The organism is Luteimonas huabeiensis HB2 (genome assembly GCF_000559025.1).
Taxonomy (GTDB): domain Bacteria; phylum Pseudomonadota; class Gammaproteobacteria; order Xanthomonadales; family Xanthomonadaceae; genus Luteimonas; species Luteimonas huabeiensis.
Genome location: NZ_JAAN01000022.1, coordinates 1 through 22,860 on the forward strand (window position 1 = coordinate 1; position 22,860 = coordinate 22,860).

The 22,860-nt window shown below is 72.2% G+C and carries 23 protein-coding genes; 9 read left to right on the plus strand and 14 right to left on the minus strand.

Annotated features, from left to right (window positions below; all coding sequences use genetic code 11):
- Positions 1-139: 139 nt before the first annotated feature.
- On the minus strand, positions 140-991 hold the full coding sequence (locus tag Z164_RS0109205) for an oxidoreductase (protein ID WP_024890415.1): 852 nt from the start codon (positions 989-991) through the stop codon (positions 140-142).
- A gap of 137 nt (positions 992-1,128) precedes the next feature.
- Here Z164_RS0109205 and Z164_RS0109210 point away from each other — a divergent pair, with 137 nt between their 5' ends.
- From Z164_RS0109210 to Z164_RS0109220, 3 genes are all read left to right on the plus strand, one after another.
- Positions 1,129-2,034, plus strand: a complete 906-nt coding sequence (locus Z164_RS0109210; protein WP_024890416.1) for an AraC family transcriptional regulator — start codon at positions 1,129-1,131, stop codon at positions 2,032-2,034.
- A gap of 142 nt (positions 2,035-2,176) precedes the next feature.
- Positions 2,177-2,311: a hypothetical protein gene (locus Z164_RS23550; RefSeq protein WP_269079011.1), complete on the plus strand. Its 135-nt coding sequence runs from the start codon at positions 2,177-2,179 to the stop codon at positions 2,309-2,311.
- Positions 2,308-2,784, plus strand: coding sequence for a YaiI/YqxD family protein (locus Z164_RS0109220; protein WP_024890417.1), 477 nt, complete (start codon positions 2,308-2,310; stop codon positions 2,782-2,784). Before Z164_RS23550 ends, Z164_RS0109220 begins: the two co-directional genes overlap by 4 nt.
- Positions 2,785-3,410: 626 nt before the next feature.
- Here the strand turns inward: Z164_RS0109220 and Z164_RS0109230 are convergent.
- Complete coding sequence (locus Z164_RS0109230; RefSeq protein WP_024890418.1) at positions 3,411-4,280, minus strand: amidohydrolase family protein; 870 nt, start codon at positions 4,278-4,280, stop codon at positions 3,411-3,413.
- A gap of 343 nt (positions 4,281-4,623) precedes the next feature.
- On the opposite strand from Z164_RS0109230, the gene Z164_RS0109235 reads away from it, so the two are divergent.
- Positions 4,624-5,886 carry an alkaline phosphatase family protein gene (locus Z164_RS0109235; RefSeq protein WP_024890419.1) on the plus strand — a complete coding sequence of 421 codons (1,263 nt, stop codon included), beginning with the start codon at positions 4,624-4,626 and terminating at the stop codon, positions 5,884-5,886.
- Positions 5,887-6,052: 166 nt separating this feature from the next.
- Here Z164_RS0109235 and Z164_RS0109240 read toward each other — a convergent pair whose 3' ends face one another.
- On the minus strand, positions 6,053-6,400 hold the full coding sequence (locus Z164_RS0109240; RefSeq protein ID WP_201769590.1) for a MerR family transcriptional regulator: 348 nt from the start codon (positions 6,398-6,400) through the stop codon (positions 6,053-6,055).
- Between the two features lie 114 nt (positions 6,401-6,514).
- Between Z164_RS0109240 and Z164_RS0109245 the strand changes: the two genes are divergently transcribed.
- The gene (locus Z164_RS0109245) at positions 6,515-7,441 is read left to right on the plus strand and encodes an alpha/beta fold hydrolase (RefSeq protein ID WP_024890421.1); all 927 of its coding nucleotides are present in this window, start codon (positions 6,515-6,517) and stop codon (positions 7,439-7,441) included.
- A gap of 361 nt (positions 7,442-7,802) precedes the next feature.
- Here Z164_RS0109245 and ligD read toward each other — a convergent pair whose 3' ends face one another.
- The 6 genes from ligD to Z164_RS22795 all read right to left on the minus strand — a co-directional run bounded on the left by ligD (position 7,803) and on the right by Z164_RS22795 (position 12,925).
- Entirely contained in the window at positions 7,803-10,328 is a 2,526-nt protein-coding gene (gene ligD, locus Z164_RS0109250) for a DNA ligase D (protein WP_024890422.1), read from the minus strand.
- A gap of 9 nt (positions 10,329-10,337) precedes the next feature.
- Positions 10,338-10,514, minus strand: a complete 177-nt coding sequence (locus Z164_RS21895; RefSeq protein ID WP_081770134.1) for a DUF3606 domain-containing protein — start codon at positions 10,512-10,514, stop codon at positions 10,338-10,340.
- Positions 10,515-10,588: 74 nt separating this feature from the next.
- A complete protein-coding gene (gene xth, locus Z164_RS0109260) occupies positions 10,589-11,386 on the minus strand; it encodes an exodeoxyribonuclease III (protein ID WP_024890423.1) in 798 nt (265 codons plus the stop codon).
- Between the two features lie 432 nt (positions 11,387-11,818).
- Entirely contained in the window at positions 11,819-12,094 is a 276-nt protein-coding gene (locus Z164_RS0109265) for a hypothetical protein (RefSeq protein WP_024890424.1), read from the minus strand.
- Positions 12,095-12,227: 133 nt separating this feature from the next.
- The gene (locus Z164_RS22790; RefSeq protein WP_160170687.1) at positions 12,228-12,632 is read right to left on the minus strand and encodes a glutaredoxin family protein; all 405 of its coding nucleotides are present in this window, start codon (positions 12,630-12,632) and stop codon (positions 12,228-12,230) included.
- Between the two features lie 65 nt (positions 12,633-12,697).
- Positions 12,698-12,925, minus strand: coding sequence for a hypothetical protein (locus tag Z164_RS22795; RefSeq protein ID WP_024890426.1), 228 nt, complete (start codon positions 12,923-12,925; stop codon positions 12,698-12,700).
- Positions 12,926-13,559: 634 nt separating this feature from the next.
- Here Z164_RS22795 and Z164_RS20260 point away from each other — a divergent pair.
- The 3 genes from Z164_RS20260 (at position 13,560) to Z164_RS0109290 (ending at position 16,147) form a co-directional block, all read left to right on the plus strand.
- The gene (locus Z164_RS20260; protein ID WP_043689702.1) at positions 13,560-14,744 is read left to right on the plus strand and encodes a S1 family peptidase; all 1,185 of its coding nucleotides are present in this window, start codon (positions 13,560-13,562) and stop codon (positions 14,742-14,744) included.
- Positions 14,745-14,906: 162 nt separating this feature from the next.
- The gene (locus Z164_RS20265) at positions 14,907-15,677 is read left to right on the plus strand and encodes an SDR family NAD(P)-dependent oxidoreductase (protein ID WP_043689696.1); all 771 of its coding nucleotides are present in this window, start codon (positions 14,907-14,909) and stop codon (positions 15,675-15,677) included.
- A gap of 260 nt (positions 15,678-15,937) precedes the next feature.
- Complete coding sequence (locus Z164_RS0109290) at positions 15,938-16,147, plus strand: cold-shock protein (RefSeq protein WP_024890427.1); 210 nt, start codon at positions 15,938-15,940, stop codon at positions 16,145-16,147.
- Positions 16,148-16,455: 308 nt separating this feature from the next.
- On the opposite strand, the gene Z164_RS0109295 is transcribed toward Z164_RS0109290, so the two are convergent.
- Positions 16,456-17,217: a DUF72 domain-containing protein gene (locus Z164_RS0109295; RefSeq protein WP_024890428.1), complete on the minus strand. Its 762-nt coding sequence runs from the start codon at positions 17,215-17,217 to the stop codon at positions 16,456-16,458.
- 283 nt (positions 17,218-17,500) lie between these two features.
- Here Z164_RS0109295 and Z164_RS0109300 point away from each other — a divergent pair, with 283 nt between their 5' ends.
- Positions 17,501-18,274, plus strand: a complete 774-nt coding sequence (locus Z164_RS0109300; RefSeq protein ID WP_024890429.1) for a DNA-formamidopyrimidine glycosylase family protein — start codon at positions 17,501-17,503, stop codon at positions 18,272-18,274.
- Here Z164_RS0109300 and Z164_RS0109305 read toward each other — a convergent pair.
- The 4 genes from Z164_RS0109305 to Z164_RS0109320 all read right to left on the minus strand — a co-directional run bounded on the left by Z164_RS0109305 (position 18,258) and on the right by Z164_RS0109320 (position 22,790).
- Positions 18,258-18,512 (minus strand): DUF6522 family protein, encoded by a 255-nt coding sequence (locus Z164_RS0109305; RefSeq protein WP_024890430.1) that lies wholly within the window; start codon positions 18,510-18,512, stop codon positions 18,258-18,260. The two genes, Z164_RS0109300 and Z164_RS0109305, sit on opposite strands and share 17 nt — an antisense overlap.
- 267 nt (positions 18,513-18,779) lie before the next feature.
- Positions 18,780-19,226: a YbaN family protein gene (locus tag Z164_RS0109310; RefSeq protein ID WP_024890431.1), complete on the minus strand. Its 447-nt coding sequence runs from the start codon at positions 19,224-19,226 to the stop codon at positions 18,780-18,782.
- 31 nt (positions 19,227-19,257) lie between these two features.
- Positions 19,258-19,845, minus strand: coding sequence for a biliverdin-producing heme oxygenase (locus Z164_RS0109315; RefSeq protein WP_024890432.1), 588 nt, complete (start codon positions 19,843-19,845; stop codon positions 19,258-19,260).
- 29 nt (positions 19,846-19,874) lie between these two features.
- Positions 19,875-22,790: a TonB-dependent receptor gene (locus Z164_RS0109320; protein ID WP_024890433.1), complete on the minus strand. Its 2,916-nt coding sequence runs from the start codon at positions 22,788-22,790 to the stop codon at positions 19,875-19,877.
- Between the last annotated feature and the right edge of the window lie 70 nt (positions 22,791-22,860).

Genomic DNA, 22,860 nt, shown 5'->3' on the forward strand with positions numbered 1-22,860 from the left:
CGCTTGCGGGGGAAGGAAAACAGGGTGCTCCCCGCTTGCGTGGGGAAGGGAAAAACAGGATGGCCCCCGTTTGCGGGAGAAGGGAAAGACAGCGCGGCCTTGCGCGCCCTGGATGTCGACACAGGCTGGGGCCTGGCGCCTAGCGGGCCGCGTCCTCCCATTCGCCGTCGACCGATAGCGACAGATCGCGCCAGTCGTCGAGTTCCTCGCGCAGCTGTGCCAGCCGCGCTTCCAGCATCGCCACCGCGTCGCTGCCGGCGCAGAAGCGCTGCGGCGGCTGCGCTGCGGCGGCCAGCGTCAGGATCGCCTCCGCCAGCCGCGCGGGATCGCCGGCCTGCCGGTGGTTGCGTTCGCCGTAGTAGTCGCGCAGCCGCGCCGAAAGCGCGGCGTAGTCGGCGATCCCGGCCTGCGCGAAGCGCACCGAGCGCGGGTCGAGGAAATCGGTCCGGATGAAACCGGGGCCGACGACGGTCACCTGGATGCCGAGCTCGCGCACTTCGTCGGCGAGCGAGGCCGAGAAGCCCTCCACCGCGAACTTGCTGGCGCAGTAGACGCTGCCCGAAGCGGCACCGACGATGCCGCCGATCGAGGACACGTTGATCACGTGACCGCGGCGCCGGGCGCGCATCGACGGCAGCACCGCACGGGTGACCTCGAACAGTCCGAACACGTTGGTGTCGAACTGCGCGCGGACCTCGGCCTCGGTCGTTTCCTCGAACAGGCCCAGTTGCCCGTAGCCGGCATTGTTGACCAGCACGTCGATGCCGCCGAAGCGTTCGTGCGCGGTGGCCACGGCGGCGGCGATCTGTTCGCGGTCGGTGACGTCGAGATCGAGCGGCAGCAGCGCCTCGTGGTCGCCCAGCGCCTGCGCGACCGTCGCGCCGCGCCGCGCGGTGGCGGCCACGCGCTGCCCGGCGGCCAGGGCCGCGCGGGCCAGCTCCAGGCCGATGCCGCGGCTGGCGCCGGTAATGAACCAGGTCCGGGTGGTCATGGGATTCCTCGGTGTTCTTGGGGGGAACCACAGCCTGCCCGCGCGCCGCCCCGGCCACGATCCCGATCCTGCACGAAGCTTGCCCGATCCTGCCGGGCGCGGCGGAATCGGCCCGCCGCTCTGCTAACGTCGCCGCCATGCCCGCCCCCCTCGCCGTCCCCGCCCTGCCCGCACTGCGCGAGCTGGTCTCGCGGCACGCGGCCGCCGGCCGCCCGGACACGTGCGTGCCCGGGCTCGGCCTGCACCGCGCCGATGCCCCCACGCAACCGATCGCGGTGGTGTACGAGCCGATGCTGTGCATCGTCGTGCAGGGCCGCAAGCGGGTCGTCTTCGGCGACACCGTGCGCGACTACGACCCCGCGCACTGCCTGGTGGTCTCGCTCGATCTGCCGGTCGTGGGCGCGGTGCGCGAAGCCTCGGCGCAGGCGCCGTACCTCGCGGTTTCCATGCGGCTCGATCGCACCGATCTCGCCGCGCTGCTGATGCGGATGCCGCCCGCGCGCGACCGCGAGACGCCACCGCGCGGGCTGGAGGTCGCGGCGATCGAGGCGCCGCTCGCCGATGCCTGCCTGCGGCTGGCGCGCCTGCTCGACACGCCCGAGGACATCCCCGTCCTCGCGCCGCTGTTCCGCCGCGAGCTGCTCTACCGCCTGCTGCGCGGGCCGCAAGGCCCGATGCTGCGGCAGATCGCGCGCGGCGAAGGCCGCCTGGGCCAGGTGCAGCAGGCCATCGCCTGGATCCGCGAGCACTACGACCGCCCGCTGCGCATCGATGCGTTGGCCGCGCACGTGGCCCTGAGCAGCTCATCGCTGCACCGCCACTTCAAGGCTGCCACCCGGCTCAGCCCGCTGCAGTACCAGAAGCAGGTGCGCCTGCAGGCCGCGCGCGAGCGCCTGATCGCCGAACGGGGCGACGCCACCACGGTGGCCTATGCCGTGGGCTACGAAAGCGCGTCGCAGTTCAGCCGCGAGTTCAAGCGCCTGTTCGGCCATCCGCCCAGCGAGGCCGCGCGGCGCTGGCGCGAGGACGGTGCGCCGATCTGAGCCGCGCGCCCGCGGCCGGTGGCCTGCGCAGCGTTGCGCGTGCGCCTGTCGAAGGACCGGTCCGCACACTTCGCGCCGGGGGCGAAAACGCCTTTCCGGCCCGGTTTCCGTACACTGGCCGTCCATCCACCGACGAGTTCCCATGGCCAAGCCCAATTATTCGTTCGAGAAACGCCAGCGCGAGCTGGCCAAGAAGAAGAAGAAAGACGAGAAGGACGCGAAGAAGCGCGCCGAGCGCGAGGCGGCCAAGGCCGACGCGCCCGCCACGCCCGAGTGAACGCGGCCGGCCCGGACGCGCCGAGGATCTGGGTAGACGCCGATGCCTGCCCGGGCGCGGTCAAGGACATCCTGTTCCGCGCCGCCGAGCGCGCCCGGGTCGCGGTCGTCCTGGTGGCCAACCAATGGCTGCGCACCCCGCCCTCGCGCTACGTCCGCGCCCTGCAGGTGCAGGGCGGCTACGACGCGGCCGACGACGCCATCGTCGAGCGGGTCCGCGCGGGAGACCTCGTCGTCACCCAGGACATCCCGCTGGCCGCGCGGGTCCTCGAACGCGGCGCGGATGCGATCGATCCGCGCGGCGGCCGCTACAGCACCGACGACATCGCCGAGCGCCTGTCGATGCGCGGCTTCATGGAAGAGCTGCGCGGCGCCGGCGTGCAGACCGGCGGCCCCGCCGCGCTGCACGCGCGCGACCGCCAGGCCTTCGCCGGCCAGCTCGACCGTTGGCTCGCCGCCTGCCGGCGGCATTGAGCCCGGACTGTCGCGCGGCGCAGCGCCCAAGCATCGAGGCCAGTTGTCCGTGGCGATCGATGACGACCAGCTTGCCCTGCTCGACCGCGCGCTGGACGATCCCGGCCAATGCCTGCGGCGAGGCGTCCGATCCCCGATGCCGATCGAGTTGTTGTAGAGGTCCATCGCCTCGCGGTCGGCCCGTTGCCCGGCACGCCCTCGTGCGCGGTGGTGAAGGCGCGCGCCCAGTCCGGCCCGTATTCCTGCGCGAGCCGCGCGCTCTAGGCTGTATCGACATTCAGCGCGCGAAAGGCCCTCTCTTGGAGGCACGCTATCTTTGCCTGCCCCCGCAAGCGGGGAGCATCTTGTTTTTCCCTTCCCTGGGGGCACGCCGCAGGCGTTGCCGTGTTCTTCGAGCCGAAAGGTCTTCCACGGCCGCGAGCGCGAGGCCCGGGAGCGCCAGCAGCGCCGCCACGGCGACGATCATGGGCGGCTCCATGCTGCGCCTCCGACGGGACGCCACGCACGCGCACGCGCACGCGCACGCGCGCATTCGAACACGCGCGGCGACGCGACGGCGCGCAACCCGCTCAGTACGCGACGCCATGCGCGAATGCGCAGGGCCCCGCGACCCGCCGTGCGCGCCGTCAGCGGGCGCCGGCGGCCGGCCGGAGCCCGTCGCCGAACAGGCGCAGCGCGTTGCCGCTGCGGATCTTCGCCTTCTCCTCGTCGGACAGGTCCAGCCGTTCCAGCGCATCCACCGTGGACCCGAGCGCGAACTGCGGGTAATCCGATCCCAGCAGGACATGCTCGATGCCCACGTTGCGCAGCGTCCACACGAACTCCGCCTCGATCGGCGAATCGGCCAGCAGCACCACCATCGCCGAGATGTCGAAGTGGATGTTCTCCATGAACAGGTCGTCGGCGGTGCGCGCGGCGGCGAGCATGTTCCAGAAGCGGAAGTTCATGCCGCCCATATGGGCGAACAGGAACTGCGTCCTCGGCGCCTGCAGCGCCAGGTTGAACAGGCGCTCGCTGTCGCCGGGCAGGATGTTGGCGTTGTCGAGCAGCACGGTCACGCCCAGCTCGCCCGCGCGCCGCACCAGCGCCAGCACCCGCGGATCGTCGGCGTCGAAGCGCTGCGTGTGCGGATGCAGCTTCAGCATCCGCACGCCCTGCTCCGCCACCCGCGCCAGCTCGTCCAGCGCGGGCTGTCCGTCGTAGGGATGCACGGTGGCGATGGGCAGCAGACCGGGGTTGGCGGCCGCCAGCGCGATCAGCGCGTCGTTGCGCCGGGCGATGTCGGCCGGGTCGCCCGCCGGCGCCTGCTGCGGGCCGCCGAACCACATCGCCCCGTAGCCCGCGAGTTCCACGCCCGCAGCGGCCACGTCCGCCGCGTACTCGCCGACCGAGGCCTGGCCGTCGCGCAGGTGCACGTGCACGTCGAAGACCGGCTCGCCGGCGGCGGCGATGCCGCCCCAGAACGCCATCGAGATCGCCAACGCCCGGATCGCCATGCCTGTGCCGCCTGCGGAAGGGAGCCGGAGTGTAGCAACGCGCCGGCCGTGGCGACGGCGCCTCAGGGCCCCTCCGCCGTGCCCCACGGGGCAGGCCGATCGGCAGCCGCCGGCACGTACCGCCGCCAACGGCCCCGGTGCGGCGCCCGCATGTTCGTTCCGGCACGACACCGCGCCGACCATGCCGGCCGCCCCGGGCTTGGCGCTTCCCTGCGCCGTCGCGCGGCCGGGGTGGCGCCGCAGGCCGGCAGCGCGCCGCTGCGGCGCCGCGGCCGCGCTTGCGGTGACGGCCGCGATCCGCCTCGGCGACAATGCGCGCCCGCCCACCAATCCAGGACTCCCGATGCTGCGCCTGGCCCTGTTCCTGTCGAGCTGCGCGCTCCTGTTGTGTGCCTGCGCCACGCCGCCACGCGAGGCCGCGGACGCGACCGTGGCGCGCATGCCCGCGCATGCCGATGCCCCGCTGATCCTGGTCTCCATCGACGGCTTCCGCAACGACTATCTCGACCGCGGCCGGACCCCCACCCTGCGGGCGCTCGCCGACGACGGCGTGCGCGCCGAGTCCATGCGGCCCTCGTATCCCTCGATCACCTTCCCGAACCACTACACCCTGGTCACCGGCCTGCGCCCGGACCGCCACGGCGCGATCGCCAACTTCATGACCGATCCCGAGATCCCCGGGGTGCGCTTCAGCATGTTCGATCGCGACACCGTCGCAGACGCGCGCTGGTGGAACGGCGGCAAGCCCCTGTGGACCGGCGTGCGCGAGCACGGCGGGCGCGCCGCCACGATGTTCTGGGTCGGCTCGGAGGCGCCGGTGCACGGCGCGCGGCCCGAGTACTGGCGGCCGTTCGACATCGCCGTGGATTCCGCCGCGCGCGTCGATCAGGTGCTGGAATGGCTGGCGCTGCCGCCCGAGCGGCGCCCGCACTTCGTCACCCTGTACTTCGATGTCGTCGATACCCAGGGCCACCTGCACGGCCCCGACTCGCCCCAGCTCGACGCCGCCCTGGCCGAGGTGGACGCCGCCCTGGCCCGGCTGATGGCGGGCCTGCGCACGCTGAACCTCGACGAGCGCGCCAACCTCATCGTGGTCTCCGACCACGGCATGGCCGCCACCGGGCCCGAGCGCGAGATCTATCTCGACGACTTCGTGGACACCGAAGGCCTGGACTTCCTGTGGACCGGCGCCTTCGCCGCCTTCGATGTCCGCCCCGGCGGAGAGGACGCCGCGCGCGCCCTGCTCGGCCGGCACCCGCGCTTCGAGTGCATGACCCGCGAGCGCATCCCGGCCGAGTATCGCTACGGCACCCATCGCCGCGTGCCGGCCTACTTCTGCCGAGCCGAGCACGGCTGGCAGGTGACCACCCGCGACGCGATGCAGCGCAAGGGGCACCGGCTCAGGGGCGAGCACGGCTACGACCACCGCCACCCCGACATGCAGTCGCCCTTCGTCGCCCACGGCCCCGCCTTCCGCCGCGGCCTCGTCATCCCCGCCATCGACAACGTCGACGTGTACCCGCTGGCCGCGCATCTGCTGGGCATCGCCCCGGCCGAGCACGACGGCGACCTCGCCCGCACGCGGGCCGCGCTGGCGGCGCCCTGAACCAGCGCCCGCGGCCAGGCGCGCGATGCCGGCGGGCGGGCCGCCCCGCTCGACGCGGCGAGGGAGTCCGATCCGCACCGCGGATGGCGGCGCGCGGCGATGTCGCGCGAGCGCACCCGCCTTCGAAAATGTGACGGTCAGACCGGCGCGACAGCGCCCGCTCGCATCAGCAAGCGCGGCCTTCCAGCATCGCCCGCAATCGCGCGCGGCGGCGCTCGAGGTCGGCGATCTGCCGGTCCAGCGAGGCCAGCCGCCTGCGCTGCACCTCGGCGGTCTGCGGGCACGAGGCCGCGCCCTCGATCATGCGCATGCAGTCCGGGAAGCCGCGGATCTCCGCGAGGCTGAAGCCGGCCGCGATCAGCCGCCGGATCTGCCGCACCTGCGCGACCGCCTCGGCGGGGAAGACGCGATAGCCGTTCGCCGCGCGCGCGGAGGCGAGCAGCCCGTGCGCATCGTAGTGGCGGATGGCGCGCACACTGGCTCCCGTCTCGCGGGCGAGCGCGCCGATCGGCATCGGGTCCGCAGGCACGGCCTTCTTCATGCCGGCAGCGTAGCACTGCCCGGGCGCTTGACCCTGACATTGGCGTGAGGTTCGAGACTGCGCGCCTCATCCGCCCGAGGTTCGCCGATGCGTACCGTTCCCGCCCTGTCCCGCCTGTTTCCGCTGCTCGTCTCCGCCACCCTGCTGCTCGCCTCCGCGACCGCGTTCGCCGACGTCAGGCACTACACCGCCACCGCCGCCGACGGCGTCGTGCTCGCCGTGCAGGAGTCCGGCGATCCCGCCGGCCGCCCGCTGGTCTTCGTCCACGGACTGCTCGGCAGCCACCTGAGCTGGGACGCGCAACTGAGCGACCCCGCGCTGCAGCGCTACCGCCTGATCGCCTACGACCTGCGCGGCCACGGCCAGTCCGGCCAGCCGCAAGACCCGGCCGCCTACACCGACGGCCGCCGCTGGGCGGACGACCTCGCCGCGGTCCTCGTCGCCGCGGATGCCCGCGGCGCGGTGCTGGTGGGCTGGTCGCTCGGCGCCGCGGCGATCACCCAATACCTCGCGACGCACGGCGACGAGTGGATCGACGGCGCCGTGTACGTGGGCGGCGTGATCGAGCTCGACCCGGACCAGATCGCCCCGCATCCTGACCTCTACCGCGATCTCGCCTCGACCGACCTGAAGACGCACCTCGACGCCGAGCGCGCCTTTCTCGCCCTGTGCTTCCGCACGCCGCCCGGCTCCGTCGTATTCCAGCGCCTGCTCGCCAACGCCGCGCTCGCCTCCGCGACGATGCAGCGCGCGGTGCACGGCATGTCGGTCGATGCGCCGGCCGGCCTGGGCGCGATGCGCAAGCCCCTGCTGCTCATCTATGGCGCGCAGGACGCCCTGGTGCGCGCGGAGCCGGCCATCGCCCGCGCGCGGGCGCTGAACCCGCGCGCCAGCAGCCTCGTGTACCCGGACTCGGGCCATGCCCCGTTCCTGGAGGAGACCGACCGCTTCGATCGCGACCTGGCCGCGTTCGTCGATGCGCTCGATCCCGCCCCAGCCAATGACGCCGAGTGAATCGGCATTCGATCTGCAGCGCCGATGCAGTCCCTTCTTCCGCGAGCGGGGGCCATGTCGTTCCTTCTCCCGCAAGCGGGCGCATGTCGTTCCTTCTCCCGCGAGCGGGCTCATGTCGTTCCTTCGGATGAGGGCCGCTTTGCACGCCTGCGGCATGCCCCCATCCGCCTTCGGCACCTTCCCCCGCTCGCGGGGGAAGGCAAGAACAAGATGCTCCCCGCTTGCGGGGGAAGGAAAAAACCGAGTGCTCCCCGCTTGCGGGGAAGGGAAAAACAGCATCATCGTCCGTCCCGCTGCCGGCACCGCACGGCGAGCCGCAACGGATGGCGGTCGCGGCCGCCCGCGCAGGTCCGCTCTCGGGTCAAATGCCCTCGGCCCAGCGGGCGAGATTCTGGCGCACCTGGTCGATCCCTTCCCACGGGTCCTTGCGCCGCCGCCTGAGCTGGCCCGGCACCTCGGCCATCGTGAAGACGTTCGCGGCGGCAAGCCGGGACAGCGCGCTCCAGGCCAGCGGCATGGCCACCGGCGCACCGGGCCGCGCGCGCAGCGAGTACGAGGCGACCGCCGTCGCGCCGCGCCCGTTGCGCAGGTAGTCCACGAAGATGCGCTTGTTGCGCCGGCTCTTGGTCGCCGTGGCCAGGAAGCGCTGCGGCTGCGAACGCGCCAGCGCATCGGCGAAGCCGTGCGCGAAACGCTTGGTGAGGTCCCAGTCGCAGCCCGGGTTCAACGGCACCACCACGTGCAGGCCCTTGCCGCCCGAGGCGCGCAGGAACGAGACCAGTTCCAGCCGCTCCAGCAGCTTGCGGATGTCCATCGCCGCCCGCTTGACCTCGGCGAAGGGGACGTCCGGGCCCGGGTCCAGGTCGAACACCACGCGGTCGGCGACGTCCGGTTCGGCCGCGCGCGCGCCCCAGGGGTGGAACTCGATCGCGTTGAACTGCACCAGCTCCATCAGCCCGGCCGCATCCTCCACCACCAGGTAGTGGGCGTTGCGGCCGCCCTCCTCCTTGAGCCGCGCCGAGGCGGCGAGCGCCAGCCCGGCCGTGTGGTGCTTCTGGAAGAAGCACGGTTTATCGGCGCCGGCGGGGCAGCGGATGATCGACAGCGGCCTGCCTGCGATCTCCGGCAACAGGTGGTCCATCACCGCGGTGTAGTAGTTCCACACGTCCAGCTTGGTGGCGCGGATGTCCGGAAACAGCACCTTGGTCGGGCTCGACAGGCGCGGCGGCGCGCGCCCGGCTGCCGGCGCGGACGCTCGCTGTCTACCCGCGCGCCGCGCGGGCCCGGGCGGCGCACGGTCGCCGTCGGCCAGATCGGCCACCGCCTTGTCGGCGCGCACGGCCTTGAGCGACGGTTGCCGCAGCAGCGCCTGCCCGCCGATGCCGCGGTAGAACACCTCCACCACGAAGCGCGGCGCGAACCAGGTGGCGCGGCGCAATTCCGTATCCATCGTCTCCACGTGGACGGTGGGCTTGCGCACGCCGCCCCCGGCCAGCAGCGCCGCGGCCTCGCGCATGCGCGCATCGTCGAAGCCGGAGCCCACGCGGCCGGCATAGCGCCAGCCGTGCTCGGGATCGGGCCGCGCCAGCAACAGGGAACCGAAGCCCGTGCGGCTGCCCTTGGGCGCGGTGTAGCCGACCACCGCGAACTCGTCGCTGGCCAGCAGCTTGGTCTTGCGCCAGTCGTCGCCGCGCCCGCCGCGGTACGGGCGGTCGGCCCGCTTGGAGACGATGCCCTCGAAACCGCGCTCGGCCGCGAGGCGGAAGGCGTCCTCGCCATCGCCCTCGATGTGCGCGCTGAACGCCAGCTGCGCGGCGCTGCCTTCCAGCAACGACTGCAACAGCGCCTTGCGCGCGCGCAGCGGCGCTGCGCTCACGTCCACCCCGTCCAGGTGGAGCAGGTCGAACAGCGCGTAGGCCAGCGCGCTCTGCCGCTCGCCCGAGAGCGTGGCCTGCAGCAGGTTGAAATCCGCCTTGGCGCCGGAACCGGCGATCAGCTCGCCATCGAGCGCCGCCGATTCCAGGCCGAGGGACTCGATGGCGGCGCGCACATCCGGCAGCTTCTGCGTCCATTCCAGCGCGTTGCGCGACCACAGCCGCACCTCGCCTGCACGCACGGTCGCCAGGATCCGGTAGCCGTCCCACTTCAGCTCGTGCAGCCACTGCTCGCCGCGCGGCGGCGCCTCGCCGAGCTTGGCCAGCGCCGGCGCGAACGGCCCGTCCGGCGCGGCGGCGCGTCTCGCGTTCGGCAGCGCCAGCGCGCGCCTGGCCCAGTCCCTGCGACGCCGCTTACGTACCGGCACCGCGGCCAGCCGCTTGCGCTCGGCCTTGCCCGCGCCCGCGCGCTTGCGATCCTCCGCAGGCGCCGGGGTCACCCCGGCCAGCAGGTCGTCGGCTTCCAGCGGGCCGGCATAGGCGTCGCGGTCCTTGAACAGCAGCCATTGCGGCTGCCGCGCCGGCTTGCCCGAGCGCACCAGGTGCCAGCCGCCCTTGAGCTTCTCGCCGAACAGCTCGAAGCGCAGATGGCCCTTGGCCAGCTGCGCCTCCGGATCGCCGCGGGTGGTCCAGACGCCCCGGTCGAACTGGGCGACGTGGCCGCCGCCGTACTCGCCCTTGGGGATCTCGCCCTCGAAGCCGGCGTAGTCCACCGGGTGGTCCTCCACCTCCACGGCCATGCGCTTGACCGCCGGGTCGTAGCTCGGGCCCTTGGGTACCGCCCAGCTCTTGAGCGCATCGCCCACCTGCAGGCGGAAGTCGTAGTGGCGACGGCTGGCATGGTGCAGCTGCACCACGAAGATGGCGCGCTGTCCCTCGGGGATCGGCTTGCCCGGCTCCGGCTCCCGCGTCCTGTCGAAGCGCCGCTTGCGGCGGTAGTCGGCCAGGCTCATGGGACCGGGCTACTTGCCCAGGTGACGGCGCACCGCATCGGCGGTGGGGCCGACCGCCTTCACCGCCTCGCGCAACTGCTCGGCCGTCACGCCCAGCGCCTGCGTCCAATACCGGACCTCGTAGTCCTCGTTGAGGTTGATGCGATCGCGATCCGGGGCGCCGGTCTTGCGCTTGTCGTCGGCCATCTCGGTGTCTCCTGCTCGGGGGAGCCCCGACCATGCCGGCGCCGGCGTCGCCTCGTCGTGAGCGCCCGCCCGTCCTACGGCGCGCGGACCTCCACCCAGGTCGGCGCATGGTCGCTGGCCTTTTCCTGCAACCGCACCCAGCGGTCCACGCCGGCGTCCACCAGGCGCCGGGCCAGCGGCGGATTCAGCAGCACGTGGTCGATGCGGAGCCCGCGGTCGCGCTCGGCGTGCTGGCGAAAGTAATCCCAGAACGTGTAGATGCGCCGGTCGCCGTGGACCTGGCGCAGGGCGTCGGTCCAGCCCTGCGCGAGCAACCGCTCGAAGGCCTCGCGCACCTCCGGCTGCATCAACGCATCCTTGCGCCAGGCCTTCGGGTCGTACACGTCCTCGTCGGTCGGGATCACGTTGAAGTCGCCCAGGATCGCCACCGGGTGCGGCTGCGCCACCAGCGCCTGCGCGCGCCGCAACAGCCGCTCCATCCACGCCAGCTTGTAGTCGAACTTCGGCCCCGGCTGCGGATTGCCGTTGGGCAGGTAGATCCCCGCCACCACCACGCTGTGCACCGCGGCCTCGATGTAGCGGCTCTGCGTATCGGCGGGATCGCCCGGCAGGCCGCGCCGGCTTTCCACCGGCACCGTGCCGCGGCCGAGCAGCGCCACCCCGTTCCAGGAGCGCTGGCCGTGCCAGATCGCCCCGTAGCCGGCCGCCTCCAGCTCCGCCGCGGGAAAGGCCTGGTCGACGGCCTTGAGTTCCTGCAGCGCTACCACGTCGGGCCGCGCCTTGTCCAGCCATGCCAACAGGTGCGGCAGGCGCGTGCCGATGCCATTGACGTTGAAGGTCGCCAGCTTGAGGGTCTTCGGCTTGCGCGGCATCGCCCGGCTCCGTCAGCGTGGCGCGCCGTCGCGCGCTCCTTCGCCGAACCGGGATTGCCGACAGGCGCGGCGACCGGCGCGCGGGGCCGTCGCGGCAAAAGCTCGAACATCGATCGCTTCGGGGCTCACGGCGGCGACAGTCTCCGGCGGCAGGCCGCCCACCGTAATCCGCCAGCGACCGGATGCATGTGAAAGCGCCGACGCAGGGCGTCGACGCCGCCGGAATCGGGGACGCTGTGGGATTTTCGGCTGGCGGAACCCGGCGCCCCGCCACCTCGCCCAGGTCTACGACTGCGACGGCGGATGCCCGGTAATGCGCAGATCGGCGCGGGCCGCGGCCACGCGCCGTGGATCGCACGACACGCGCAACCACCGTTGCGACCAACGCGCCGGATGCTCGCCGGCGCGATCGCGCAGGAAGAAGGCCCCCCCTCAGTCCTCGCTGCGGCAGCCCAGCGACACGCGCGCGTAGGGGTAGCCCGAGGCCGGATCGACCCATTCGGCCAGGACGGTGAACTCCTGGTCGGCGCGGCCCCAGCGGCGGTAGCACTCGTCGTTCGCATAGCGCAGGGCGTTGTCGATCGCCTCCTCGCGGGTGTGGCCGTAGGCTTCGCCGATCACCTCGAAGTAGTGGACGGCCGCGAGCGCGGCCGGGCTGGACACGGCGGCCAGCAGGAAGGCGGAAACGGAAAGACGCCACTTCTTCATCGCACGCTCCATGTTTCGGGTCGGTGCGCGCACCGTGCCAGCCTCGCGCGATCGCGGTGTTAAACCCCGATGAAACCTGGATGACTCCGCGCACCCGGTCACTGTTCGCGCATGCCGTGCACCGCGCCTGCGATCAGCGACGGTCGGACGGCAGGAGCGATTCGGCCTCGAGGGTCTCGCGGAACACCTCGCGGTCGAATCCCTCGACCTTGTGGCGACCTACGATCATCAACGGGACCGATCTCGCGCCCAGCGCACGCAGGTCCTCGCGCAGCGAAGGCGCGTCATCGAGACGGCGCTCGGCGTAGGCCACGCCATGGGCGTCCAGCGCCTGCTTCGCCACGCCGCAGACCGGGCAGCTCGCCAGCGTATAGAGCACGACGCGCGCGCCGCCCGGATCGTGGAACGCCGAGTAGTCGCCGAGCTGCACCTGTACCGGCGGCAGTGCCGTGCGCTCCCGGGGCCCCGAGTACCAATGCGCCAGTCCCGCGCCGGCCAGCGCGAACAGACCGACCATTCCCATCCGCAACCATTTCATGCGCCGCTCCAGGCATCGATCCGCGATGGGGCGCACCCGGTCGGATGCGCCCCCTGCGACGGGCGTCAGGGCACGAGGCAGTTGTTGCAGTCGTAGATGATGCAGCTCTGATACGACTGCGCGCACTGCGACGGGGTGAACCGACCGCTCGCCATGCACTGGCTGTAGTTCTCGCCGCATCCCATGTGACAGGTCTCGCACCAGTTCGACTGCGCCCAGGCGGTAACCCCGAATCCGCCGGCCAGGGCCAGCATGCACCCCGCGGCCAGGCGCAACGCGTGCTTCATCTTCATGGCTCAATCTCCTTGAGAGGACCGAAGACAACCCAACGACGGGACGCCTTGCAGCGAGCGTCCGAGCCATGACCGGGAGAAACGGAGAAACGCCGGTCCACGACCCGTCGAACGTTCCGATTCCTCTGGCGCCCCACGCGAGGTAATCACCCCCGCCGCGGGGCTGTCAAGGCGAGCGCCATCCGCGACGACGACGCCCCGTCACGACCGCGCGCACAGTTCATCTGCGCCGCAGAGCGCCGATTTCCGGCGGCGTTGCGAAAAGGAGCGCTGCGTAGCGTTTATGTTGCGCGTGCGCACTTGACCGGCGAGAAACGCGCGGCCTACGTTCGGCACGCGCGGCAGGCCGACCGGACCACGTGCCCGCGGCCGCAGCGCGTCGTATCCAGCAAGGTCGCGCCGGTCGTCGGAAACCGGGGCGGCAGCCGCAGTGTTCGAGCCCGTCCGCCTGCAGCGCCGACGTTCCGGCCCTCGCTCGCGGCATCCGCCATCGCCGGCCGCTGCGCACCGCACGGCCGGCGTGACCGGTTCGACACGGTCGTCGACCGCAGGCACTGCGTGCTGCACCCCGCATCGGACGCCGGCCGGCCGCCCTGGCACGGCCCATCCCGAATGCGACAAGGAGGAAGCACCCATGCACACACTGCACGCAGCGGCACGCCGCGGTCTCGCCCTCGCCCTGCTCTCGGCCGTCGCCGCGAGCGCCAGCGCGCTCGCCGCCGAACCGGAACGGCCGGACCTGGACCCGGGCATGGTGGCCGCGCTGGAGCGCGACCTGGGCATGACGCAGCCGCAGTACCTCGCGACCCTCGACGCCGAACGTCGCGTGCCGGAGGTGGAAGCCGCGGCGCGCCGGCTGTATGGCGACGGCTTCGCCGGCACCTGGATCGAGCGCGACGCCGCCGGCAACCCGCACGTGGTGGTGGCCACGGCCGCCCAGGGCGCCAAGCGGCTGCCGGCCGTGGAGGGCGCGCAGACGCGCCAGGTGACCTACAGCCTGGACCAGCTCGACCAGGCGGTGCGCGCGCTCGACCTCTCGGCCACCTCGCGCGTGGCGCGCCGGCTCGACGGCGTGCACTCCTGGGGCATCGACCTGCCGAACAACCGCGTGGTCGTCACGCTCTCACCCGGCGCCGGGCGCGCCGGGTCCGTGCTGGACTTCCTGGCCCGCAGCGACGTCGATACCGGCATCCTGCACTTCGAGGTGTCCGAGCAGGTGCCGACCACGCTGGTCAGCGTCTACGGCGGCATCCGCTACAACAGCTGCTCGATCGGCTTCCCGGTGACCCGCAACGCCACCAAGGGCTTCGTCACCGCCGGCCACTGCGGCAACGTCGGCACCTCGGTCAGCATCGGCGGCACCACGGTCGGCGCGTTCCAGGCCAGCAACTTCCCCGGCTCCGACGCCGCCTGGGCCAACGTGCGCCAGCAGGACACCCTGTTCGGCCGCGTGTGGCTGTACAGCGGCAGCAGCACCACCCCGGTGGTCGGGCGCACCGAGGCCTCGGTCGGTGCGGCCATCTGCCGCTCCGGCTTCCGTACCGGCTGGCGCTGCGGCGAGATCACCCGCACCAACGTCAGCGTGAACTATCCCCAGGGCACGGTGACCGGCCTGCGCGAATCCAACGCCTGCGCCGGCCAGGGCGATTCCGGCGGTTCCTGGATCACCCCGGGCGGCCATGCGCAGGGCGTGACCTCCGGCGGCGCGCTCGGCAGCGACGGCACCAACTGCGGGATCCCGCAGAACCAGCGCCGCTCCTTCTACCAGCGGCTCAATCCCATGCTGAGCTCCTATGGCCTGACCCTGGTCACCAACTGAGCGGTCGATGGCCCGGGCATCGCGGTACCCCGGCCCGCCGGCGTGCCGCGGTGCGCGGGCTTCGCCCATCGCCTGCGCGGGCGGCGAGCGAAGCCCGCGCCGGATCGCTCCGATCGCAAAGCCGCTACAGTGTGGGGACTTCGCACGCATCTGGAGAACCCAATGGGACGGCTGGAAGACAAGATCGCGATCATCACCGGCGGCTCGGGCGGCATCGGCAAGGCCACCGCGCAGCGGTTCCTCGCCGAGGGCGCGCACGTGGTGCTGGTGGACCTGGACGACGACGCGCTGGGCGCGGCGGCGCGCGAGCTGGACGGCGGCGACCGCGTACTGACCGTGCGCGCGGACGTCAGCCGCGAGGAAGACGTCCGCGGCTACGTCTCGGCCACGCTGGAGCGCCACGGGCGCATCGACGTGTTCTTCAACAACGCCGGCATCGAGGGCAAGGTGGCGCCGCTGGAGTCGCAGGAGCTGGCGATGTTCGACAAGGTGCTCGCGGTCAACGTGCGCGGCGCCTATCTGGGCCTGCGCGAAGTGCTGCCGCGCATGTACGAGCGGCGTTCGGGCAGCGTGATCAACACCTCGTCGGTGGCCGGGCTGCGCGGCAGCGCCGGCGTGCTGCCCTACGTCACCTCCAAGCACGCGCTCAGCGGCATGACCAAGGTCGCGGCGCTGGAAGCGGCCAAGTACGAAGTGCGCGTCAACTCGATCCATCCTTCGCCGGTCAACACGCGGATGATGCGCTCGCTCGAGGCCGGCTTCGACCCGTCGGATGCCGAGGCCGCCCGCGCCGGCATGGCCGCCAACATCCCGCTGGGCCGCTACGGCGAGTCCGACGAGATCGCCAGCCTGGTGCTGTTCCTCGCCTCCGACGAGAGCCGCTTCATCACCGGCGCGCAGTACCGCATCGACGGCGGCATGGGCGCCGCCTGACCGCCGTGCGCGGGTCGCGGCGGCGCGCATCCTGCGCGTTCGCCGCGCCGAACGCGTCCTGCGGACTGAACGATGGCGGGATCGATGCTTGCGCTCGATGCCCGGCGGGTTTAGCCTGACCGCGCTGAGTTACAAGGTCACCATCGAATCGTGGCCTGATCCTGTAGATGTCGTTTCCACTACACCGGTTATCGCTTCCTCCTTGCAGCCAGCTTCTGCCGCCATGCGGCTTTCAATCTTTCGTTCCAAGGAGAAATACGATGTCCGATACTCAGACCGGTACCGTGAAGTGGTTCAACGACGCCAAGGGCTTCGGCTTCATCACGCCCGAAAGCGGCCCCGACCTCTTCGTGCATTTCAATTCGATCCAGTCCTCGGGCTTCAAGAGCCTGCAGGAAGGCCAGCGGGTGTCCTTCGTGGCCACCCAGGGCCAGAAGGGCATGCAGGCCGATCAGGTCCGCGTGCTCTGACCCCAGGCCACCGCCTGTCGACGAAAAGCCCGGCCCGCGCCGGGCTTTTCGCGTTTGTGGAGGTTCCAACGCCCCCCTGATCGCGGATCGTCCGGGTCGTCACCGCACAGGCGGCAGCGCATCGCAAGCGTGCTCGCGCCGCGCGGATGCGTGCGGCCCTGCCCTGCGCCGGCCGGCATGGCGACGGCGCTGCGACTCGCGCCCGACGGTACGCAACCGTCCGCCGAGCGCCACTCGGGACGGAAGCCGCGGGATCGAGCGAACGCGGAGAATCCGCCCCGCGCAGGCATCGCCCTCTTCGATCCGGCTCAATCGTCGGCGATGCCGAGCAACTGCTGCAGGCGCGCCGCATCGCCCACCGCATGCCCGGCCGCGGTGTTGTCGAGGATGCACCACGCCGGCGCGTCGTCCGTGGCCTGGCGCATCGCCGCGGCCAGGGACGCGAGCGCCGCATCGTCGTAGCGGCTGTAGTAGGTCCGGGGCGAACCGTGCCAGCGCCAGTAGCGCCACTGCGTCACGGCGCCCGCCGGCACGGCCGCCGCCGGCAGTCGCGCCGGATCCGCCGCCACCCGCGCGATCGCGTAGCGCGACCACAGCGCATCGGCCGCGGGCTCGAACCAGCTCGCGTTGCGCGGCTCGCAGGCCACCGGCACCGCCGTGCGCCGGCGCAGCATCGCGAAGAACGTCTGCGCCGTGCGCGCATCGAAGCGCAGCCCCGGCGGCAGCTGCACGAGCAAGCCGCCCAGCTTCGGGCCCAGCGCGGCCAGCGGCTCCAGGAACGCCGACAGCGCGTCGCCCACGCCGCGCAGCCGGGCGTCGTGGGTGATCGCCTTCGGCAGCTTCGCCGAGAAGCGGAAATCCGCCGGGACCGTCGCCGCCCATCGCTCGAAGGTGGCCGCGCGATGCGCGCGATAGAACGTGGAGTCGATCTCCGCCACGCAGAAGCGCGTGGCGTACCGCGCCAGATGGCTGTCGCCGTCCGCGAACAGGCCCGCGTGCATCGATGGGATCGACCACCCCGCACAGCCGACGCGAAACCGCACCTGCGCATCGGGGCGCGGCGCGCTCATGGCCGGCGATCCCCGCGCAGCCGATCGCGGTCGGGGGCCTGCCGCATCGAAGCGACGAGACCGGCCAGACGACAGGATGAGCCGAAGCCGGGCATGCGGGACGATCCAGGCAGGGAGCGCCCTGGATAACACGCCGGCCGTGGACGCGGCGACGCGACCGCGCGGACAGCGCCTGTGCGGCGGCCGCACGCCCTACCGGCCCAGGCGGCCGCGAGGTGACGGATCGCCGACGGCCGGGCCACGGTTGACGCCCGCCTCATCGGCTGCGCGGATACTCCCGCTCATGCCCGAAGGCCCGTCGATCGTCATCCTGCGCGAAGCCGCCGCGCGCTTCGCCGGCCGCAAGGTGCTGCGCGTGGCCGGCAACAGCACCCAGGACATCGGCCGCATGCGGGGCCGCAGGGTGCTTGCGGTGCGCAGCTGGGGCAAGCACTTCCTGCTGCAGTTCGACGGCTTCGGCCTGCGCATCCACTTCATGCTGTTCGGCAGCTGGCGCATCGGCGAGGCCAAGGCCACGCCGCCGCGGCTCTCGCTCGGATTCGGCCGCGGCGAGGCACTGAACTTCTACGCCTGCTCGGTGAAGTTCATCGAGGGCGAGCTCGACCGGGCCTACGACTGGAGCGCCGACGTCATGGGCGACGCCTGGGATGCGGCGGCGGCGCGGCGCAAGCTGCGGGCCATGCCGCAGGCCATCGTTGCCGACGCCCTGCTGGACCAGACCGTGTTCGCCGGCGTGGGCAACATCATCAAGAACGAGGTCCTGCACCGGATCCGCGTGCACCCGGAAAGCCCCGTCGGCGCGCTGCCCCCGCGCAAGCTGTCGGAACTGGTCGCCCAGGCGCGCGCGTACAGCTTCGACTTCTACCGCTGGAAGCAGGATCTCGTGCTGAAGCAGCACTGGCAGGTGCACGCCCAGCGCACGTGCCCCCGCGACGGCACGCCGCTGAGCGCCCGCAGGCGCCTGGGCCGGGCGCAGCGGCGGGCCTTCTGGTGCGACACCTGCCAGCGGCTGTACGGCGCGGACCGGGATCCGCGCGCGGCTAATCCTCCACCCTGACCGGCATGCCGTTCCGTCCGTCGATCACGAACCGTGTGCGTCGGCCGGCGTAGTAGAAACTCGCGCGCAACAGCCCGGCGTCCTCTCCGGTGCCGCGCTCGCACAGCACCGCGATCTTGCCGCGCGCCATCAGTCGCCGGAACTCGGTCGTGTCGAGGCCGAGGCCTCGCGCCACCCGCGCACCGTCGATCTCCAGCTCCGGCCGGTGTTCGAGTCGCACGGGAATGTCCTGGCGCACGGCGGGCTCCGTCGATTCCGCTGGCTCGATGATCCACCGCGCCGGCGCGAGCGGCCATGACCTGGGTCAACGCCACCGGCGCCGGCCCCATGCGGCGAGCGGCCAGGCCGGATCCGCGCCTGCCATCCGGGGGCGAACGATCCGCGCCGGCACCCGGCCCATGCGCGTGGCCGGCCATCCGCACGTGCGGTGGAGCCGACCCGGCATCAGCGTTTCGGCCGGGTCGCCAGCGGCCTGCCCGACGCTGGCCTCGGCCGCGCGACCGAATCAGCAGGCGGCGTCGTCGGGATGTGCGCCGGCCTCGGCGAGGCGAGGCGCGCGGGCGGCGCGCGGGCCGGCGGCGGACGCCGCCCGGGGCAACGGCCCCGGCCGGCTGAGCACGTAGCCGGCGCTGGCGGCGAAGCACAGGCCCACGCCCAGCAGCAGGCGCCACGACGGCTGCGCGCCCCAGCAGAACAGCGCGAAGCCCACCGCCATGCCCGCGCAGGCCAGGGCCTTGCCCTTGCGCGAGACCGCGCCCTGCTCGCGCCACAGGCGCAACGCCGGTCCGTAGCGCGGATGCGCCAGCAGGCGCTGCTCCAGCCGGGGCGAGCTGCGCGCGAAGCAGCCCACCGCCAGGATCAGGAAGATGGTCGTGGGCATCACCGGCAACAGCGCGCCGATCGCGCCGAGGCCGACCATCGCCCAGCCCAGCGCGAACCAAAGCCAGCGCATCAGGCCCGCGTCCGCAGCGCCGCCACCGGCATCAGGCGAACTCCCGCTCGACGTGGGCGTGCACGCTGCGGAAGGCGTCGTCGGCGGCGTCGATCGCCTGCTGCTCCTGCGCCGGCGACAACGCCACCGCATCGAGCGCCGCGGTGAACGCGCGCCAGTGCCGCGCCGCGCCGTCGGGATGCGCGGCCAGGTGGCGGGCGCCGAAGTCGCGGTCCAGGCCGAGCCCGGCGGCGAGCTTGTACAGCACGGTGCCGCCCAGGTTGGAACCTTCGGCCACGTACAGCCAGCCCAGCGCCGCCGGCAGCGGCAGATCCGCCGGCAGCGGCGCGATGTCCGCCTCCGGCAGCGCCTGCCCCAGGTCCTGCAGATCGGAGGCGACCTGCGGCAGGCGGCGCCGCTCGGCCAGGTCCGGCAGCAGGGCCTGCAACGCGGGGCTGGCGTAGAGCGCGTCGATGCTGCGGTGGAAGCGGTACTGCACCCGCAGGAAGCGGGCGAACCGATCCCGGTCGGCGAAGATGCCGCCGGCCATGATGCGCTTGTCGAGCGCATCGTGGCTGGCGCGGGTGGCGGCCTTGAGCCGCTGGGCGCGGCTGTCGGCGGTCTCGAGATCGGCGTTCATGGGCACGGTAGGCACGGGCGGAGCACCGGTCAGTACCGCCACGTCAGCGCCAGGCGCGCGGTGCGGCCCGGCGCCGGCATCACCCCCAGCGCCAGCGGGTCGAGGTAATAGCGATCGGTGGCGTTGTCCAGGTTGGCCTCCACCGACCAGCGGTCGTTGAACCGCCAACTGGCGAACAGGTCCACCAGGGTGTTGGCGCGATAGAGCTGCTGGATCGCCGACAGGCCGACGTTCCATTCCTTGTCCAGGGTGCTGATCGGCCCGGCGTTGTGGATCATCCGCGCGCCGAACACCAGGCGCTCGTCGAACAGGCGCGAACCCAGGGTCAGGTTGACCGTGTAGCGCGGCGGGTTCTGGGTGTTGGTGTAGGACCCTTCGAAGCCGCCGTCCACGCAATCGGGCGTGCCCTTGAGCTCGTCGATGTCGCGATCCTCCCCGTAGGCGCGGCGCTCGGCGGCGATGTCGGGCGCGCAGGTCTTGGCACGGAAGTAATAGTGCGCCGACAGGTCGGCGAACAGCGCGCCGCTGTCGTAGCTGGACTGGAATTCCAGCCCCGAGACCTTGAACCGGTCGACGTTGCGGATCAGGCCGGCCGAGAGCGTACGGTAGTCGCGGGTGATCAGGTCGTCGATGCGGGTGTCGAAGTAGGCCAGCTTCAGCGCCAGGCGATCGCCGGGGACGAACAGATCGTAGGCGATGGTGCTGGCGCCCGCTTCCCAGGTGTGCGCGGTTTCCGGCGCCAGCTCGCCCACCGGCTTGGCGGCGGTGAACAGCCCCAGCGTGGTCTCGAACAGGCTCGGCAGCTTGGTGCCCTCGGCGTATTTCAGGTAGACCATGCTGTCGTCGCCGAAGCGGTAAGCGACGCTGGCCGTCGGCGAGAAGGCGTTGTCGCGGCGGCGGATCGGCTGCGACCAGGTCCAGCTCACCGGCACCTCGTAGTCTTCCGGATCGTCGGCGTCGTAGAAGTTCCAGCCGGTCAGGTCGGCCACGGTGCCCTTCTTGTACGGCGAGGCCAGCAGCGATTCCAGGGTGAAGGCGCCGCTGGCATCCGGGTACCAGTTCAGCAGCGCGATGCGGTCGGCCTGCCACGACGGCAGCGACGGGTCGCCGGCGAGCAGCTCGGTGTAGCGGTACTGGCCCTGCACTTCGTACGCATCGGGCGTGGCCAGGCGGTTGCGATCGCGCACGTCCACCCGGTTCCAGCGCCCGCCCACCTGCAGTTCCCAGTGCTCGTCCGGCACCCAGGTCAGCGAGGCCACGGCGCTGGTTTCCTGGCGCTTGGCGTTGCGCAGGAAGCGGTTGTTGACCAGGTCGTCGTGCATGACCGGCGCCGAGCGCCCGGGGCCGATGTCCTCGTCGCTGTAGGCCAGGCCGTAGTCCACGGTGAACCGGCCGGCGCCGGTCTCGAACCTCGACGTGTTGCTGACGTCCAGGCCGAAGCGCTCCTGCCGCAGCGGGCTGCGGTAGGCATCCTTGTAGCCGGGGTTGCCGCTGAAGCTGGGCGCGTCGTACCACTCGGTGCGGCGGTCGAAGTACCAGGGCGTGATGCCGGTGAGGCCGTTGTACATCACGCTGTCGGCATCGGTGTACCAGGCGTTGGCGCGCAGATCGACGAGGTCGCTGTCCGGGTTGAACCGATAACGCAGGGTGTAGCTGTCCATGTCGATGCGGCCGGGCTCCCACTGCGGCACCCGGTCGCGGTCCACGCGGATGATCTGCGAGGCCATGATCTCGCCGGCGGTGCCCTCGTAGCGGCGGTAGCCGGCCTCCAGCGTCTGCGCCTCGTCGATGCGCCAGGTGCCCTTGAGCAGGGCCGAGCGCGAGCGCGAGGAGGTGTTGAACACCTCGGTGCCCGGCGGGTTCAGCGCGGCCAGGCTGCGGCGGGTCTGCGGGAAGTTGTCGTAGCCGTGGTTGCCGGCGAAGTAGTTGCCGTTGTCGCGCCAGGCGTAGGCGGCCAGCAGGTCGAAGCGGTCCCAGTGGCGGGCGGCGGCGATGTTGAAGAACTGGCTGCCGGTGGCATCGCGGTCGGTGCGCGGCACCGCGTCGTAGGCCGGCAGGTTGTTGGCGCTGGCGTTGGCCAGCCCGGCGCGCACGCGCAGGCCCGTGTCCTGGCCCTCGCGCAGCACGTCGCCGGTATTGAGCGTCTCCATCTCGACCACGCCGCCGATGCCGCCCGAGGCGTTGGCCTGCAGGCTCGGGCCCTTGGTGATGGTCAGCCGGGAGATCAGGTCCGGGTCCAGGTAGGTGCGCTGCGACTGGCCGGCATAGCCGCGATAGGTGTCCAGGGTGGACTGGCCGCCGTCGATGATCACCGGCACCCGGCTCTGGCCCTGGATGCCGCGGATGTTGACGTCGAAGCCGTTGCCCACGCGCGGATCGCCGGCGGTGACGCCGGCCACGCCCTTGACGATATCGGCATTGGAGGTGCCGCGGAAGCGCTCCAGGGTCTCGCGGCCGATGGTGGTGGTGGAGCCCGCTGCGCGATAGCCGTCGAGCAGCCGCGCCTCGTCGCCGTTGCCGCCGCCGATGGCGTCGCCGGCCACCCTGAGCGCGTCGGTGAAGATCACCCCGGCCTCGGCCTGGGCGGCGGCGCCCGCCTCCAGGGTCACCGCGTCGGCGCCGACGCGGCGGGCGACCAGACCGCTGCCCCGCAGCAACCGCGACAGCGCATCCTCCGCGGTCAGCTCGCCGCCGACCGCCGGCGCGGCCACGCCCTCGGCCAGCCTCGCCGGGTAGACCACCTGCACGCCGGACTGGCGCATGTAGGCGCGCAGCGCCGTCTCCAGCGGCTGCGCGGGGATGTCGAAGCGCTGCACCGCGGCGTGGCTGCCGGCGGGTGCCTGGGCGAAGGCGATGGGCGCGGCGCCGGCCAGGCCAGCGGCGAGCAGGGCGATGCACAGGCGGGATGGGCGCGGCGCGCGGCCCGGGCGGAAGGAATTGAACATGCAGGAACCTGTCGGAAGTACGGGGCCGCCGAGGCGGCGTCGCCCGCGGGCGCGGGCACGGCGACGTATG